The following is a 13077-nucleotide window of genomic DNA, read 5'->3' as shown; positions in this document are numbered from 1 at the left end:
TGTCCCACATGAAGCTCACGAAGATGGCGAGCGCGATGCCGTTCGCCCATTTCCTTGGCCTGGCGCCCGGCGCAACGTCTGCCCGCGCGGAGGACGATGACGATGACGAGCGCAAGCAGCGCGAAGGTGAATCCGATGAGGACTACGCCAAGCGCATGGACGAGCTTGACGACAAGGAAGAAAAGGACAAGGAGTCCAAGTCCAGCAAGGCGGAGGGTGATGACCCTGATGACAAAGACGCCGAAGACGAAGACTTGGAAGACGGCGACGACGAAGACAACAAGGACGACAAGGAAACTGGCAAGCGCGCCGGCCGAGCCATGGGCGCCCGCCAGCGCGAGCGCGCCCGCTGCGCTGCGATCGTTGCCGCGGGCATCAAGGCGGGTGCCGTGAACCAGGCATGCGTGTTTGCGTTCGACACCAGCATGACGTCGAAGCAGGCGATCGCCGCCCTTGGCGCGTCCGCGCTCGACAAGCCGAAAGGTCGGTCCGGCCTGGCAGACCGTATGGCATCTGTGAAGGTAAAGACTGTCACGCCGCAAGGTGAGGCACTGCCCGTCTCCGATGCAAAGGCGATCGCTGACCGTGCGATTGCTGCCGCCGCCCGCGCCCGCGGCGAAGCTTAAACCCTCCCCGATAAGGAGAAATCACCATGTCGCTTTCCGTAAGCACTATCGGGGACAACCCCCAACAGCCGGGCATCACCGCCCAAGCCTACGTTCCCGATCAGCTGATCGCAGGTCCGCTGCAGATCGTCACCGACTCCGTGACGATCACCGGCGGTCCTTTCAAGCGCGGTACCGTGCTTGGCAAGATCACCGCGAGCGGCAAGTACACGCAGGCTTTGTCGGCTTCGAGCGACGGCAGCCAGACCCCGGTGGCGATTCTTGCTGATGACGCCGATGGCAGCGCGGCGGACGTCATCAGCGGCGTCTATCTGATGGCCGAGGTGAACGGCGCAGCTCTCTTTCTCGGTACCGGCATCACGCTGGCGGCTGCGAAAACGGCGCTTCGTGCGGTCGGCATCTTCGTGAAAACCTCGGTCACCGCCGCCGACCCGACGTAACCAACATCCCCCCATCAAGAACCGAAGCCCCCGATTCGTCGGGGGCTTTGTTTTTGGGTCAAAGCATACCTCGCACGGAGCCAAAACAATGCCTGGCACTCTGGTTTTCGACACCAACGTACTGATTCAGATGGTCCCCAATCTGAAGAAGTCGCAAAAGTTCCTGCTCGACAAGTTCTTCCCGAACGTGGTCGAGTCGGACACCGAATTTGTCTCGATCGACGTTGACGTGGGCAAGCGCCGCATGTCGCCGTTCGTGTCGCCGCTGGTGGAGGGGAGGCTCGTCGAGCAGCGCCGCTACCAGACGAACACGTTCAAGCCGGCCTACATCAAGGACAAGCGCGCCCCGGATCTGCGCAAGCCTGTTCGCCGCATGATCGGCGAGCGCATTGGCGGCGAAATGAATGCAGGGGAGCGCGAGATGGCGAACCTGACGTTCGAACTCGAAGACCAGATCGACATGATCGATCGCCGCCTGGAGTGGATGGCGGCTCAAGCACTCCTTGGTGGTTCGGTGACCATCGCCGGCGACGGCTTCCCGACCGTCGTGGTGGACTTTGGCCGCGATGCCGCGCTGACGATCGCGTTGACCGGCGGCGCCAAATGGACGCCTGCCAACGTTGTAGCTGGCACGGCGACGCCGTCGGCCAACCTTGAGGCATGGGGCCACACCATGCTGAAGAAGTCGGGTGGCGTGGCGACGGACCTCGTGTTCACCACCAGTGCGTGGACGGCCTTCCTGGCCGACCCGGTCGTCAAGGCGGCGATCTGGTTCCCGGGCGGTGGCCAAGGCAACACGATCAACGTGGGCGCCCAGATTCAGCGCGGTGCGCAGTACAAGGGGGTGTGGGGCCAGTACTCCCTCTGGGTCTACAACGACTGGTATGTCGACGACAACAACGTCGAGCAGCCGATGATTCCCGACGGCACCGTGGTCATGTGCGGTCCGGACCTGATGGGCACGCGCGCGTTTGGCTCGGTGCTGGACCCGGCGTTTAACTACCAGGCGATGGCATATGCGCCCAAGACGTGGGTGTCTGAAGACCCGGCGCAGCGCTTCATCCTGATGCAGTCGTCGCCGATCGTCATCCCGAGCCGGGTGAACGCCGCCGTGGCGATCACCGTCTGCGATCCGGTGGTGAACTAATGGCGGCCGCTGAGAAGCCGGCGCGCGCAACCGTCGCGCGCGGCCGGACTGTCACGGTAGACGGCAAGAACTTCGGTCCAGGGGAGGAGGTGACCCTGCCGGCCGACGAGATCAAGCAACTGCGGATTTCTGGCCACCTCACGACGCCGGGCGCCGTGGAGCCACCTCGTGGCGATGGTCCGGTGTTCTCGCCTGAGGACGGCCCGACTGTGACGGTGTCCTGATGATCGACTGGGACGCCGAGGTCATTGGCCCGTTGATGGGGGTGTTTGGCGAAGCCATTCAGTACACACCGGTTGGCGGAATCGCCCTCACTGTCACCGGCGTTTTCGACGACGCCTTCGTCAAGGAGGTGCTGTTCGACGACGCCAGCAGTGGTGTGACAGAGGTGTCGGCGGTCCTCGGCGTCCAGATCTCCCAGTTCGCGTCCGCGCCGGCCCAGAACGACCAGCTCGTGGTTGTTCGCACCGGGGCGCGCTTCATTGTCCGCGAGGCGAGGCTCGATGGACATGGAGCCGCGAAGTTGCGTCTCAGCAGGATGGAGTGACATGACCACATCGACGCAGATCCGTGACTTGTTCGTCCAGGCGCTGAAGGGGCATACGGATGCCGGCCAGGCTGTTTATTCGCCGTTCGACTGGCCAACGGCGCCGGATTCCTATCCTCTCATCCTGGTTCATTGCCGGAAGGAGCGGAAGGTGTCATTGGGGCCGAATGTCCCGCAGTTTGACGTCTATTCCATCCTCGACATCACCGCTCGGACGAAATCGCCCGCCTTGGCAGGTGATGAGGGGTCGAAGGTTGCGCTCGCAGCGGTGGAAGCGCTCAAAGGGCAGATCGAAGTCGCGCTCATCAACAACCCAGCAGTCTGGGTTGACCCGAACGGTGGGCAGCGCATCGAGCAGTTTTCGTCGATCGACTCGGAGGTCAACACCAGTTCCGAGGGTGACATGCCGATGGGCGAGCTTTCGATGCAGATCGAAGTGAAGTTCTACCAAGGTCCCGAGGATTTCTACCCGATTCCGAAGGCTCCGCTCCAAACCATCGGTCTGACGATCCTGGCGCCGGAAGGCACGCAGCAATTGGGTCTGACGATCGACCTTCCTCAGTAGGTACCGAGATGAAGATCAAACCAGCTCCGGGATTGAAGGTTCGCGATCCCGTGACGAAGCAGCTCATCGAGCCGGGGCACGAGGTCGATGTCACCGACTTCTATTGGCACGCCCGTCTCCGCGACGGTGACGTGCTGCCCATCGAAGAACAGTCGTCGGCCCAAGCCGGCGCATCGACGAAAGGTGGAGCTAAGGAATGACGATCCCCTTCAAGAATATTCCGCAGAACCTGCGGGTGCCGCTGTTCTATGCTGAGCTGGACAACAGTCACGCCAACACGGGCGCGACCACCCAGCGAGCACTGATCATCGGTCAGATCGCCTCGTCCGGCAACGGCGTCGCCAACACGCCACAGATCTGCCAGGGGGTGAGCGACGCGAAGGCCGTGGGCGGCCCCGGTTCGATGCTGGCGCTGATGGCGGCGGCCTATCGTGGGCAGGATCCATTCGGCGAAGTTTGGTATTTGCCGCTTGCTGATGGCGGGTCCTCTGTGGCGGCGGCCGGCGCGGTCGCATTCACTGCAGCGGCCACCGCAACTGGCGTGATGTCCCTCTACATTGCTGGGACGCTGGTGTCGCTGACCGTCATGTCCACGCAGACGATTGCGCAACTAGCCACGGCGCTCGCGGCAGCGATCAATGCCAATACGGATCTACCCGCTACGGCGGCGGTGGACGGCACAGTGGCAAGCAAGGTCAACATCACGGCCAAAAACAAGGGGCTGGCGGGCAATGACATCGACCTGCGCCTGAACTACCGTGGTGCGGCGGGTGGAGAAGTCATGCCAACGGGCCTCGCGGTGACAATCACAGCTATGTCCGGCGGCCTGGTCAATCCGGACCTGACGGCGGGGCTGGCGAACCTGCTGGACAAGGAATTCGATTTTATCGCGTTCCCGTACACGGACACGGCGTCTCTCGACGCAATGAAATCGTTCCTCAGCAGCACGACCGGCCGATGGAGCTGGGCCAAGCAACTCTATGGCGGTGCCTATGGGGCTACTCGAGGCACGCTTGGAACCCTGACGACGTTCGGGTCTGCGCGCAACGACGAGCACATGTCCATCATGGGCTTCAACGATTCTCCGACACCGAGCTGGATCTGGGCCGCAAATATCACGGCGGCGGTGGCGGTATCGGCGAAGGCTGATCCGGCTTTACCGTTGCAGACGCTCGTGCTGTCGCAGGTGCTCGCGCCGCCGCTGGCGTCGCGGTTCCGCATCGAGGATCGAAACGTCTTGCTTTGGGACGGCATCTCGACGTTCACCGTCGGGAATGACGGGACGGTTGCGATCGATGATCTCATCACGACGTACCAGCTCAATAGTTTCGGCCAACCGGACGACAGCTATCTGCAGGTGGAAACGCTGCTCACGGCCCAGTTCGTGCTGCGCCAGCTAAAGGCGGACATCACCAGCAAGTATTCGCGCGTCAAGCTCGCGGCCAACGGCACGCGGTTCGCGCCAGGTTCTGCGATCGTTACCCCAAACACGATCCGCGCCAGCCAGATCGCGAAGTATCAGGAGCTGGAATATAACGGCTACGTTCAGAAGAGTGACGTATTCGCCGAGGGGCTAATCGTGGAGCTGAACCCTTCGAATCCGAGCCGTGTCGACGTGTTGTATCCGGCCACTCTGATCAATCAGCTGCGCATCTTTGCGCTGCTCTTCCAGTTCCGCAACAGCTAAAAGCGGAGGGGCGGTCGCGTGATCGCTCCGCGCATCTTGGAGCATAAGCAATGGCTGACAACACGAACCGTATTGCGGGGACGGCAAATATCACTGTCGACGGCAAGGCGCTGATGCTGGCTGGCGACTTTGAATACAACCCCTCGACGCGCACGCGCACCACTCTGACTGGCCAGGACTCCGTTCACGGTTACAGCGAGGTCCCGAAGGCTGGATCGATTTCGGGGACCTTGCGAGACGCGGGTGGCCTGCGCGTGAGCGACCTCAACGACATGACGAACGTCACGATCGTTACTGAGCTGGCAAATGGCAAGGTCATCATCGGCCGCAACATGTGGACCGTCGAAGATCAAACCGCAAAGTCCACCGACGGCACCATCGAGGTCCGTTGGGAGGGTCCTAGCGTCACGGAGAACTGAAATGGATCAACCCGAAGAGAAAGTCATCAAGCTACGCAAGCCGGTCGTTCTCGGTACTGGTGATAGCGCCATCACCTACGAGACCCTGACTCTGCGCGAACCTCTCGCCGGCGAGCTGGAAAAAGCGACTGCCACGGCAACCAACAACATCGCGATGAGCATTACGCTGATTCACCTGGTAGCGGGTATTCCTCGCGCTGCAGTTGCCAGAATCGGGCAGCGGGACTTGCGGGAGGCAAGCGACTACCTCGGGGGTTTTACCGAGGATGGCCCGACGACTGGACAAACGGAGTAGCCGAGGTCACGAAGTTCTTCCAGTGGGGGCCGTTTGATGCCTGGTTGCTCCCACTGTCGCGGTTGCTCTGGTGGAGCGACCAGATGAAACGCATGATGAAAGCCACTGTCCCGTAATGGCAAATCCGTTCACGATCACCATCACTGCCGTAGACAAGGCGACCGCTACGGTACGCAAAGTCAACCAGTCGATGGCGCGCCTCACGAGCCCGGTCCGCGACCTGAAGCAATCTTTTGGGTCTCTCGGTCGCGAGCTGGGCGTGGACAAGATTAGCGCATCGTTTGGGAAGGTGGCTTCGTCTGCGCGTGGCGCGGTGTCTGCAGTCTCTTCACTGGCGCCTGCCTTGGGGACACTCGCCGGGGTGGCTACCGTCGCCGGGATCGCGAATCTGGCCAACAACTGGGGGAAGCTTGGCGCCGAGATCACCAAGACTTCGGCGGTCCTTGGGGTGTCGACGTCCGAGCTGCAGGCGTACCAGGCGGCCGCGAAGCTCGCGGGCGGGTCGGCGGAGGATATGACCGGCGCTTTGAAGTCCTTGGGCGACACGCTGGAAGATGCCAGCTTTAATCGGAACAACCAGGCGTTGGTTCTGATGAACCAGCTTGGCATCACGATGACCAAGACGAAGTCGGGCGCTGTCGATGCGACGCGGGCACTTCGCCAGGTCGCTGAAGCTATCTCGAAGCAGAACGGGAACGTGCAGGCCCAGCGTCTGATCGCGCGGACCTTTGGCGTGGAGCAGCTGCTGCCGATGCTGCAGAAGGGTGCTGCAGGAATCGAAGCGTATGTCTCCCAGGCTCGCGCGCTGGGGACAGTGATGAGCCCCGCCCAGATCGCCGCTGCGAACGAGTATGCGCAGAACATGACAAAGCTGGACATTGCGGTCGATGGCCTCAAGCAGTCGATCGGGAATGCCCTCGTGCCTGTGCTGTCGCCGTTGCTTGAGCAACTGTCGCAGTGGGTGAGTCAGAACAAGGAACTTATTGCGACAAATGTTGCTGAGTTTGTGAAGGACATTGCGGGTTGGGTAAAGAGCGTCGACTGGAGAAAGGTTGGCAATGACGTTGGCGGTTTCGTGGATGCAATTGGTGGCGTCAAAGGCGTGGCAATCGGTCTTGCTGCCATTACGTTTGCTGGCCCGATCGCAGGGGTGCTGAGCCTCATCGCGAGCCTGACAAAGCTTGCCACCGTAGCGGCGCCGGCAGCGGCGAGCGCGCTGGGCGCTGTTGGCTCAACTGGATTGATTGGCAAACTTGGCGTTGCCGGTCTGCTGGCCTGGGGAGGCCTGAAGGCTGCAAAGGCCGCTGGGCTTCCGGATACCGATACCGACAAGGGGCGCGATGCCGTTCGGTCAGGCGATTGGTTGGGGGCATCGACACGGCTTCCAGCTTCGGACTTCCTCGGGGCACTGTGGGGGAAGGCGACCGGAAAGTCGAACGCCGAGATTGCGGCCGGCATTTCAGGCGCCGCAGGTACCGCCGATGCTGTTGGGTACTTTGAGCGGAAGGGCTGGACCCGAGATCAGGCATCCGGGATTGTTTCCAACCTCCATGCAGAGAGCGGCATTCGAGCTAATGCGACTGGGGACAATGGCAAAGCGTACGGTGTCGCTCAGTGGCATCCGGACCGCCAGGCGGCATTCGCCAAGTGGGCCGGGAAGGATATTCGGAGCGCATCGCTCGAGGAGCAACTGGGCTTCGTCCATCACGAGCTGACAGAAGGCGCGGAGCGGCGCGCTGGCCAGCGCCTGCGCGCTGCCGGGTCTGCGGCTGAGGCTGGCGAAGTGGTGTCGAGGTTCTACGAGCGACCGGCGAAGGCAGATGAAGAGGCGGCGAAGCGGGCGGCAAATGCAGCGCAACTCGCCGGCAGCGCTCCGATGTCGTCTGTCTATGCGGCGACCTCGGGCGGGAGGCCGTCTTCAGCCGGGGCTAGTGGAACGCCTCAAAGCGGTGGAAAGGTGCTGGTCGAAGTGGTGCTGTCTGGTGCGACGCAAGGCGTCAAAGCCACCTCCAAGGCGAGCGGCAACGTCGAGGCAACGACGCGCGTCCGAGAACCGATGCTGACCGAAAGCGTGGTGTAACCGAATGAGCCAAGCAAAAATCCTGAACTTCGTCGGCAGCATCGGCGGGGTGGGCGGAGCTTTGTCCTCGCTTGCGTCGGCGTTGGGTGGCGATCTGCCTGGGGGATGGAAATCATCCCTCCGGCAGGCGTCGTACCGCGGCGTTCCTTTCGCAATTCTGGCCGGCGAGACAACGTTCGGCCGCAAGAATGCCGTTCACCAGTACCCGCAACGGGATGGCGTGTGGGTGGAGGATCTCGGGCGATCTGCTCGGGTCTATCACCTGAACGCCTTTCTTGTCGAGAACAGCCTCGTCTATGGCGGCGGCGGTGTCGTCGGCCAGCGCGAGCGGCTGATCAAGGCGTTTGAGCTGGGCGGTGACGGGGAACTGGTCCACCCTACGTTGGGGCGGGTCAAGGTTTCGGCTCTGGAGGGCCATTCGCTTGAGCGGTGGGATGCGGGGCGGTTCTTTGAGCTTTCTCTGACATTTATCGAGGCAGGGGAGCGCAGGTATCCCGCTGCAGTAGCCGCTACGACCGACGCGCTTACGGATGCAGCGGACGAGATCGACGCTGCGTCGATCGCCGCCTTTATCCAGTCGACGGCAGATGCGGTGGCGCTGGGCGCTGCGGTCGTGCAGCAGGCGGTATCCACGGCGCTTGGTTGGTACACAGCAGCCGTTGACCTGGTGCACGATGTCAAGCGCTTCTTTGGGGCGATCTCGACATTGGCGGGGAACTTCGGGCGGCTGTTCGGAGGGGGTAACAGCGGATATTCGGCAGCCAAGCGAACCGTGCAGCAGGCGAACACGGTTGGAAAGCTCATCGCGAATGATGCTGCGGCGAGGACGTCGGTCACCAAGGCCGGGTCGACTTTGACGTCAGCTGCGGCCAGTGTGACAGATGGCGCCGCATTCGGTGCGGCCGCGCAGGGCATGGCGGCCGCCCTGGCGGTGTCCGCCGTCGATCCAGCTGATCGGATCCGCTTGCTGTCGTCACTGATTCAAGTTCAGAGCAAGGACGCGACGTCCGGCTCCGAGATTGGCGCGGCAATGGCGACCATGCAGACGTCCTGCAACGCATTGTTTCGTCGCGTGGCGTTGACGCAGGTGCTGTATGCGGTTGGTGCCTATCAACCAACCTCGGCGGACGATGCAGCAAGCGTTCGTGAGGGTGTGTCCTCCCTGCTTGAGGATGAGATTCTGGCAGCTGCGGACGATGGAGATGACGATGTCTATCAGGCCCTTATCGGAGCCAGACAGGCGGTAATAGCGGATCTGAACGCGCGCGGCGGAAATCTTGCGACGGTGACATCGTTCGCGTTCCCCGCGAGCGTGCCGGCGCTTTCGCTGGCGCAGCGGATCTACCGAGATGCCAGCCGGAGTGATGACCTAGTAAAGCAGGCAGATCCAGTGCACCCGGCGTTCATGCCAACGACCTTCAACGCGCTGTCTTCATAAGCGGAAAACCGTATGGCTGATGACGTATCCCTGAACGAGGCAAGCCTCGTGATCGGGGCGCAGGCGCGCGCGTTGAAGGGCTGGCAGCAGATCCGGATTACCCGCGGCATCGAGCGTATGCCGTCGGACTTCAGCATCACGATGTCTGAGCGATTTGTCTCGGGTGGGGATGTCTCGGTTAGCCCGGGGGATTCCTTCCAGCTTCGGCTCGGTGCAGACCTGGTGATGACGGGATATGTGGACACGGTATCGCCGGCCCTATCGGATGGGGCTCATTCCATCTCGGTAGCCGGCCGTAGCAAGTGCGCAGATCTGGTGGACTGTGCGGCCGAATGGCCTGGCATGCAGATCGTCAACAGCAACATCCAGCAGATCGCCACGCAGCTCGCTGTGCCATACACCGGGCTTGGGGTGGTGTGCGATGTGACGGACATGCCTTATGTGCAGCAACTGAACATCATGCTCGGCGAGACGCCGTACTCGGTGCTTGAGCGTGTGGCGCGCTATAGCGCGGTCTTGCTGTACGACAACGCAGAGGGGAACCTCGTCATTACCCGGGTAGGCGATCGGGTGGCAGCCGGAGGTTTCGCTGAGGGAATCAACGTCGAGAGCATCCGCGGAGTGTTCTCCGTGTTAGATCGCTTCTCCGAATACATGGCGGTCCAGCAGGCGCTTGACATGCTTTCCGACCTGTCCGGCGGAAGCCTGAATGTGATCACGCGAGTGGCCGATCAGGGCGTCACGCGACGCCGACAGCGAGTGATCGTGGCCGAAAACCTGAGTGCCATCGGCATCGAGGTAACGCAACGCCGCGCGGTGTGGGAGATGAACCGGAGAATTGCGCGGGGGAACATCGTCACGCTCACAACGGACTCGTGGCGCGACGCTGACGGCGCACTCTGGGAGCCGAACACGCTGGTGCATATCACCGCGCCAACGGTCAAGGTTCCCGACGCAATGATGCTTATCGGATCGGTGACGTATCGGCTGGATGAGAGCGGTACGCATGCTGACCTTGTCCTGATGCCGTCCGATGCATTTACACCGGAGCCTTACCAGCTGCAACCGCAGTTCGCGGATGTAATCGGAACCGATGTGCGGGGGATTCAATGAACGGCGCGCTCGAAGCGATTGGTGCCCGCCTGCGCATGCTGGTAGGCCGTGGGCGTATCCGGACTGGAAACGACGATGGCGGCGTCCAACGACAGCAAGTCCAGATGGCCGGCGTCGAGACGGGAGACAACCGTGCGCGGGTGGCTGAGTTCGGATTTTCGTCGATGCCGCCGCCCGACTCGGATGCGGTGGTTGTGTTCCTGGCTGGTGATCGTACTGCCGGCGTAGTGATCGCGACGAACCATCAGGCGTCGAGGCCGCGTGGGCTGAAGTCTGGGGAAACGATCATTTATAGCCTGGACGGGAAGGTGGTTTATCTGTCCGATGAGGGCGTTCGAATTGACGCGAAGGGGCAGACGGTGGACATCCAGAATGCCTCGGTCGTCACGGTCCAAGCGGATCTGCTTCGGTGTTCCGGAGACATCCAGGACAACTATGAAACGAACGCCCACACGATGGCCGAAATGCGGGCGATTTACAACGGCCACAACCACGACGTGAAGAACGTCCAGGGCGGCGGCAGCACGGTCACCTCTGAACACCCGAATCAAACCGAATGAGCGATACGACAACGGTGTGGGACGTCAGCCGGTCCCGAGGGGATTGGGTGCTCGACGGGGCGGCGCTGCGCACGGGTAGCGATCTCCAAACCGCGATCCTCATCTCGGTCTTCACGGACCGCGTGGCAAATCTTGATGACGAGATCCCGGACGGATCTGGAGACCCGCGGGGCTGGTGGGGAGACGAGGGGGAAACGGTGCCGATCGGCTCCCGTCTCTGGTTGCTCGAGCGAGCCAAGCAGAACGACGACACGCTGCAGCGTGCCTATGACTACCTGATCGAGTGCCTGCAGTGGCTGATAGACGACGGGGTCGTGGCGAAATTTGACGTCCTCGTCGAATGGACTAGGACGAGCATGCTCGGCGCTCAAATTGTTGCCTATCGAAAGGACGGAACCACGGAGGCGGTTGCTTTTTCGTGGGTTTGGAAAGGGATCTCTTAAATGCCTTTTGCTCGACCGACACTGACGCAGCTCCGCAAGAACGTTGCTGCGGACATCGCGGCCAACCTAGTTGGGTCGGATCCCCAGCTTCGCTTTTCGAATCTGAACATCATGGGGACGGCGCAGGCCGGCCTCGCGCACTTGCACTATGGGTACCTGGACTGGATCGCCAAGCAGGCTGTGCCGTACACGGCCACGGGCGAATACCTTGAGGCCTGGGGCGCACTGAAGGGGGTTTACCGCAAAGACGCTACGGCGTCTGGCGGTAGCGTGATCCTCATCGGTGAGGTAGGTAAGACGATCGCCGCGGGCGCGAAGGTGGTTCGCGGTGATGGCGAAACGTATGTTGTGCAGGTATCGGTAACCGTCGGTGCAGACCGCACGGCGACTGTCCTCGTTGTCGACCAAGCAACCGGGGCGCAAGGCAATTGCGCTGCGGGTACCGTGTTGTCGCTGAGCATGCCTATCGACGGTGTGCAGGCGAACGGCACTGCGGCAACTGCCTTCACCGGCGGCGCGGATGTGGAGTTGGATGACGACTTCCGCGTGCGTGTGCTGGATGCATTCCAAAGTCCGGCGGAGGGTGGAAATGCAGATGACTACGTAAAGTGGGCAACGGCCGTTCCAGGTGTCACGCGCGCGTGGATCGTGCGGAATGGCTTTGGTGCGGGTTCGGTTGTGGTCTACACGATGTTCGACCAAGCGAATTCAGCAAGTGGCGGATTCCCACAAGGGTCTGACGGGGTTGCGACGCTCGAAAGCCGATCCGCAGTCAAGGCGACTGGCGATCAATTGACCGTAGCGAACGCTATCTATCCTAAGCAGCCTGTAACGGCGCTGGTGTATTCCGTCGCGCCCATCGCCAGCCCGGTGAACTTCACGATTACGGGGCTGACGTCGTCCACCAGCGCGACAAGAGCCGCAATCCTAGTTGCGATCGCTGATGTCATGTTCCGCAAGGGGGCGCCTGGAGGGACCGTGAACCTGTCGGACATCGAGTCGGCAATTGCTGCCGTGCCGAGCACGGCAGGTTTCGTGATCACCGTCCCATCTGGGAACATCGTTGCCACGGCCGGCCATATCCCGACCGTGGGGATCATTTCGTATCCATAAGGCGGAAATGGGAGCTCCAGTTCTGTTGGCAGCGGATTTTCTCCGCGCCTTCCAATCACTCATGCCGCGAGGGCGGGTGTGGGATACCGATCCGTCGTCTGTTCAAACGAAGGTGCAGGCCGGCCTGACGGCTTCCTATGAGGCCCAGACGGCGCGATGCAACTACCTCCTCGCCGACTCGTTTCCAGCCACTACCTACGAATTGCTGCCGGAGTGGGAGTCGACGCTTGGCCTGCCTGATCCGTGCGCCGGCCCGGCCCCATCGGTGCAGGTGCGTCGGCAGCAGGTTGTGGCGCGTCTTGCGAATGCGGGCGGTCAGTCGGCCGCCTATTACATCGGCTTCGCGCAGAGGCTTGGTTACGGAATTACGGTGACGAACTATGCGCCATTCCGTTGCGGCCAGAGCACGGCTGGCCAGCAACTGGGCAACCAAGATTGGTTTTTCACCTGGTCGATCAACGCTGCCCTCAATACCGTGGTGCGTTTTGCCGCTGGGCAGTCAGCCGCTGGGGATCCGCTGGCGAGTTGGGGAAACCAGGTTCTTGAGTGCGAGATGAGCGAAGTGGCTCCTGCTCACACGATTTTGCAATTCCATTACGCATGA

Annotated in this window: 17 protein-coding genes; all 17 read left to right on the top strand. The window is 61.8% G+C overall.

The genetic code is table 11. From position 1 onward, the window contains the following. Window positions 1–8 precede the first annotated feature (8 nt). The 17 genes from MFF62_RS00165 to MFF62_RS00085 all read left to right on the top strand — a co-directional run bounded on the left by MFF62_RS00165 (window position 9) and on the right by MFF62_RS00085 (window position 13077). Window positions 9–626, top strand: coding sequence for a hypothetical protein (locus tag MFF62_RS00165; RefSeq protein ID WP_238258925.1), 618 nt, complete (start codon window positions 9–11; stop codon window positions 624–626). Between the two features lie 26 nt (window positions 627–652). Beyond that, on the top strand, window positions 653–1066 hold the full coding sequence (locus tag MFF62_RS00160) for a head decoration protein (protein WP_238258924.1): 414 nt from the start codon (window positions 653–655) through the stop codon (window positions 1064–1066). 88 nt (window positions 1067–1154) lie between these two features. Continuing rightward, entirely contained in the window at window positions 1155–2213 is a 1059-nt protein-coding gene (locus tag MFF62_RS00155; protein ID WP_238258923.1) for a major capsid protein, read from the top strand. Beyond that, window positions 2213–2437 carry a hypothetical protein gene (locus tag MFF62_RS00150; protein WP_238258922.1) on the top strand — a complete coding sequence of 75 codons (225 nt, stop codon included), beginning with the start codon at window positions 2213–2215 and terminating at the stop codon, window positions 2435–2437. The genes MFF62_RS00155 and MFF62_RS00150 overlap by 1 nt, the downstream gene beginning before the upstream one ends. Next, window positions 2437–2760 carry a head-tail joining protein gene (locus MFF62_RS00145; protein WP_238258921.1) on the top strand — a complete coding sequence of 108 codons (324 nt, stop codon included), beginning with the start codon at window positions 2437–2439 and terminating at the stop codon, window positions 2758–2760. Before MFF62_RS00150 ends, MFF62_RS00145 begins: the two co-directional genes overlap by 1 nt. A 1-nt stretch (window position 2761) precedes the next feature. Continuing rightward, a complete protein-coding gene (locus tag MFF62_RS00140; RefSeq protein WP_238258920.1) occupies window positions 2762–3325 on the top strand; it encodes an ABC transporter permease in 564 nt (187 codons plus the stop codon). An 8-nt stretch (window positions 3326–3333) separates the two neighbouring features. Beyond that, window positions 3334–3525, top strand: a complete 192-nt coding sequence (locus MFF62_RS00135; protein WP_238258919.1) for a DUF2635 domain-containing protein — start codon at window positions 3334–3336, stop codon at window positions 3523–3525. Next, a complete protein-coding gene (locus tag MFF62_RS00130) occupies window positions 3522–5012 on the top strand; it encodes a phage tail sheath subtilisin-like domain-containing protein (protein WP_238258918.1) in 1491 nt (496 codons plus the stop codon). The genes MFF62_RS00135 and MFF62_RS00130 overlap by 4 nt, the downstream gene beginning before the upstream one ends. 50 nt (window positions 5013–5062) lie before the next feature. Next, entirely contained in the window at window positions 5063–5431 is a 369-nt protein-coding gene (locus MFF62_RS00125) for a phage tail tube protein (RefSeq protein WP_238258917.1), read from the top strand. Between the two features lies 1 nt (window position 5432). Next, window positions 5433–5726 (top strand): phage tail assembly protein, encoded by a 294-nt coding sequence (locus MFF62_RS00120; RefSeq protein ID WP_238258916.1) that lies wholly within the window; start codon window positions 5433–5435, stop codon window positions 5724–5726. Window positions 5727–5841: 115 nt separating this feature from the next. Beyond that, on the top strand, window positions 5842–7806 hold the full coding sequence (locus MFF62_RS00115; RefSeq protein ID WP_238258915.1) for a phage tail tip lysozyme: 1965 nt from the start codon (window positions 5842–5844) through the stop codon (window positions 7804–7806). Window positions 7807–7810: 4 nt separating this feature from the next. Then, complete coding sequence (locus MFF62_RS00110) at window positions 7811–9244, top strand: DNA circularization protein (protein ID WP_238258914.1); 1434 nt, start codon at window positions 7811–7813, stop codon at window positions 9242–9244. Between the two features lie 12 nt (window positions 9245–9256). Next, the gene (locus tag MFF62_RS00105) at window positions 9257–10357 is read left to right on the top strand and encodes a phage baseplate assembly protein (protein WP_238258913.1); all 1101 of its coding nucleotides are present in this window, start codon (window positions 9257–9259) and stop codon (window positions 10355–10357) included. Further along, a complete protein-coding gene (locus MFF62_RS00100; RefSeq protein ID WP_238258912.1) occupies window positions 10354–10917 on the top strand; it encodes a phage baseplate assembly protein V in 564 nt (187 codons plus the stop codon). Before MFF62_RS00105 ends, MFF62_RS00100 begins: the two co-directional genes overlap by 4 nt. Then, the gene (locus tag MFF62_RS00095) at window positions 10914–11360 is read left to right on the top strand and encodes a phage GP46 family protein (RefSeq protein ID WP_238258911.1); all 447 of its coding nucleotides are present in this window, start codon (window positions 10914–10916) and stop codon (window positions 11358–11360) included. Before MFF62_RS00100 ends, MFF62_RS00095 begins: the two co-directional genes overlap by 4 nt. After that, window positions 11361–12473, top strand: a complete 1113-nt coding sequence (locus tag MFF62_RS00090; RefSeq protein WP_238258910.1) for a baseplate J/gp47 family protein — start codon at window positions 11361–11363, stop codon at window positions 12471–12473. It abuts the gene before it with no gap. Window positions 12474–12480: 7 nt separating this feature from the next. Then, window positions 12481–13077 carry a YmfQ family protein gene (locus MFF62_RS00085; protein WP_283205294.1) on the top strand — a complete coding sequence of 199 codons (597 nt, stop codon included), beginning with the start codon at window positions 12481–12483 and terminating at the stop codon, window positions 13075–13077.

It is taken from the genome of Cupriavidus pauculus (assembly GCF_022179805.1).
Classification (GTDB): domain Bacteria; phylum Pseudomonadota; class Gammaproteobacteria; order Burkholderiales; family Burkholderiaceae; genus Cupriavidus; species Cupriavidus pauculus_E.
The sequence above is the reverse complement of the archived record's forward strand: the minus strand, read 5'-3'. Positions and strand labels throughout refer to the sequence as shown.

What these genes read in the sequence shown, in the direction of transcription:
- MFF62_RS00145 (WP_238258921.1), top strand. Translation starts at nt 2,437, where the DNA reads ATGATCGACTGGGACGCCGAGGTCATTGGCCCGTTGATGGGGGTGTTT.
- MFF62_RS00140 (WP_238258920.1), top strand. Translation starts at nt 2,762, where the DNA reads ATGACCACATCGACGCAGATCCGTGACTTGTTCGTCCAGGCGCTGAAG.
- MFF62_RS00095 (WP_238258911.1), top strand. Translation starts at nt 10,914, where the DNA reads ATGAGCGATACGACAACGGTGTGGGACGTCAGCCGGTCCCGAGGGGAT.
- MFF62_RS00100 (WP_238258912.1), top strand. Translation starts at nt 10,354, where the DNA reads ATGAACGGCGCGCTCGAAGCGATTGGTGCCCGCCTGCGCATGCTGGTA.
- MFF62_RS00110 (WP_238258914.1), top strand. Translation starts at nt 7,811, where the DNA reads ATGAGCCAAGCAAAAATCCTGAACTTCGTCGGCAGCATCGGCGGGGTG.
- MFF62_RS00125 (WP_238258917.1), top strand. Translation starts at nt 5,063, where the DNA reads ATGGCTGACAACACGAACCGTATTGCGGGGACGGCAAATATCACTGTC.
- MFF62_RS00135 (WP_238258919.1), top strand. Translation starts at nt 3,334, where the DNA reads ATGAAGATCAAACCAGCTCCGGGATTGAAGGTTCGCGATCCCGTGACG.
- MFF62_RS00150 (WP_238258922.1), top strand. Translation starts at nt 2,213, where the DNA reads ATGGCGGCCGCTGAGAAGCCGGCGCGCGCAACCGTCGCGCGCGGCCGG.
- MFF62_RS00160 (WP_238258924.1), top strand. Translation starts at nt 653, where the DNA reads ATGTCGCTTTCCGTAAGCACTATCGGGGACAACCCCCAACAGCCGGGC.
- MFF62_RS00120 (WP_238258916.1), top strand. Translation starts at nt 5,433, where the DNA reads ATGGATCAACCCGAAGAGAAAGTCATCAAGCTACGCAAGCCGGTCGTT.
- MFF62_RS00085 (WP_283205294.1), top strand. Translation starts at nt 12,481, where the DNA reads ATGGGAGCTCCAGTTCTGTTGGCAGCGGATTTTCTCCGCGCCTTCCAA.
- MFF62_RS00155 (WP_238258923.1), top strand. Translation starts at nt 1,155, where the DNA reads ATGCCTGGCACTCTGGTTTTCGACACCAACGTACTGATTCAGATGGTC.
- MFF62_RS00105 (WP_238258913.1), top strand. Translation starts at nt 9,257, where the DNA reads ATGGCTGATGACGTATCCCTGAACGAGGCAAGCCTCGTGATCGGGGCG.
- MFF62_RS00130 (WP_238258918.1), top strand. Translation starts at nt 3,522, where the DNA reads ATGACGATCCCCTTCAAGAATATTCCGCAGAACCTGCGGGTGCCGCTG.
- MFF62_RS00115 (WP_238258915.1), top strand. Translation starts at nt 5,842, where the DNA reads ATGGCAAATCCGTTCACGATCACCATCACTGCCGTAGACAAGGCGACC.
- MFF62_RS00090 (WP_238258910.1), top strand. Translation starts at nt 11,361, where the DNA reads ATGCCTTTTGCTCGACCGACACTGACGCAGCTCCGCAAGAACGTTGCT.
- MFF62_RS00165 (WP_238258925.1), top strand. Translation starts at nt 9, where the DNA reads ATGAAGCTCACGAAGATGGCGAGCGCGATGCCGTTCGCCCATTTCCTT.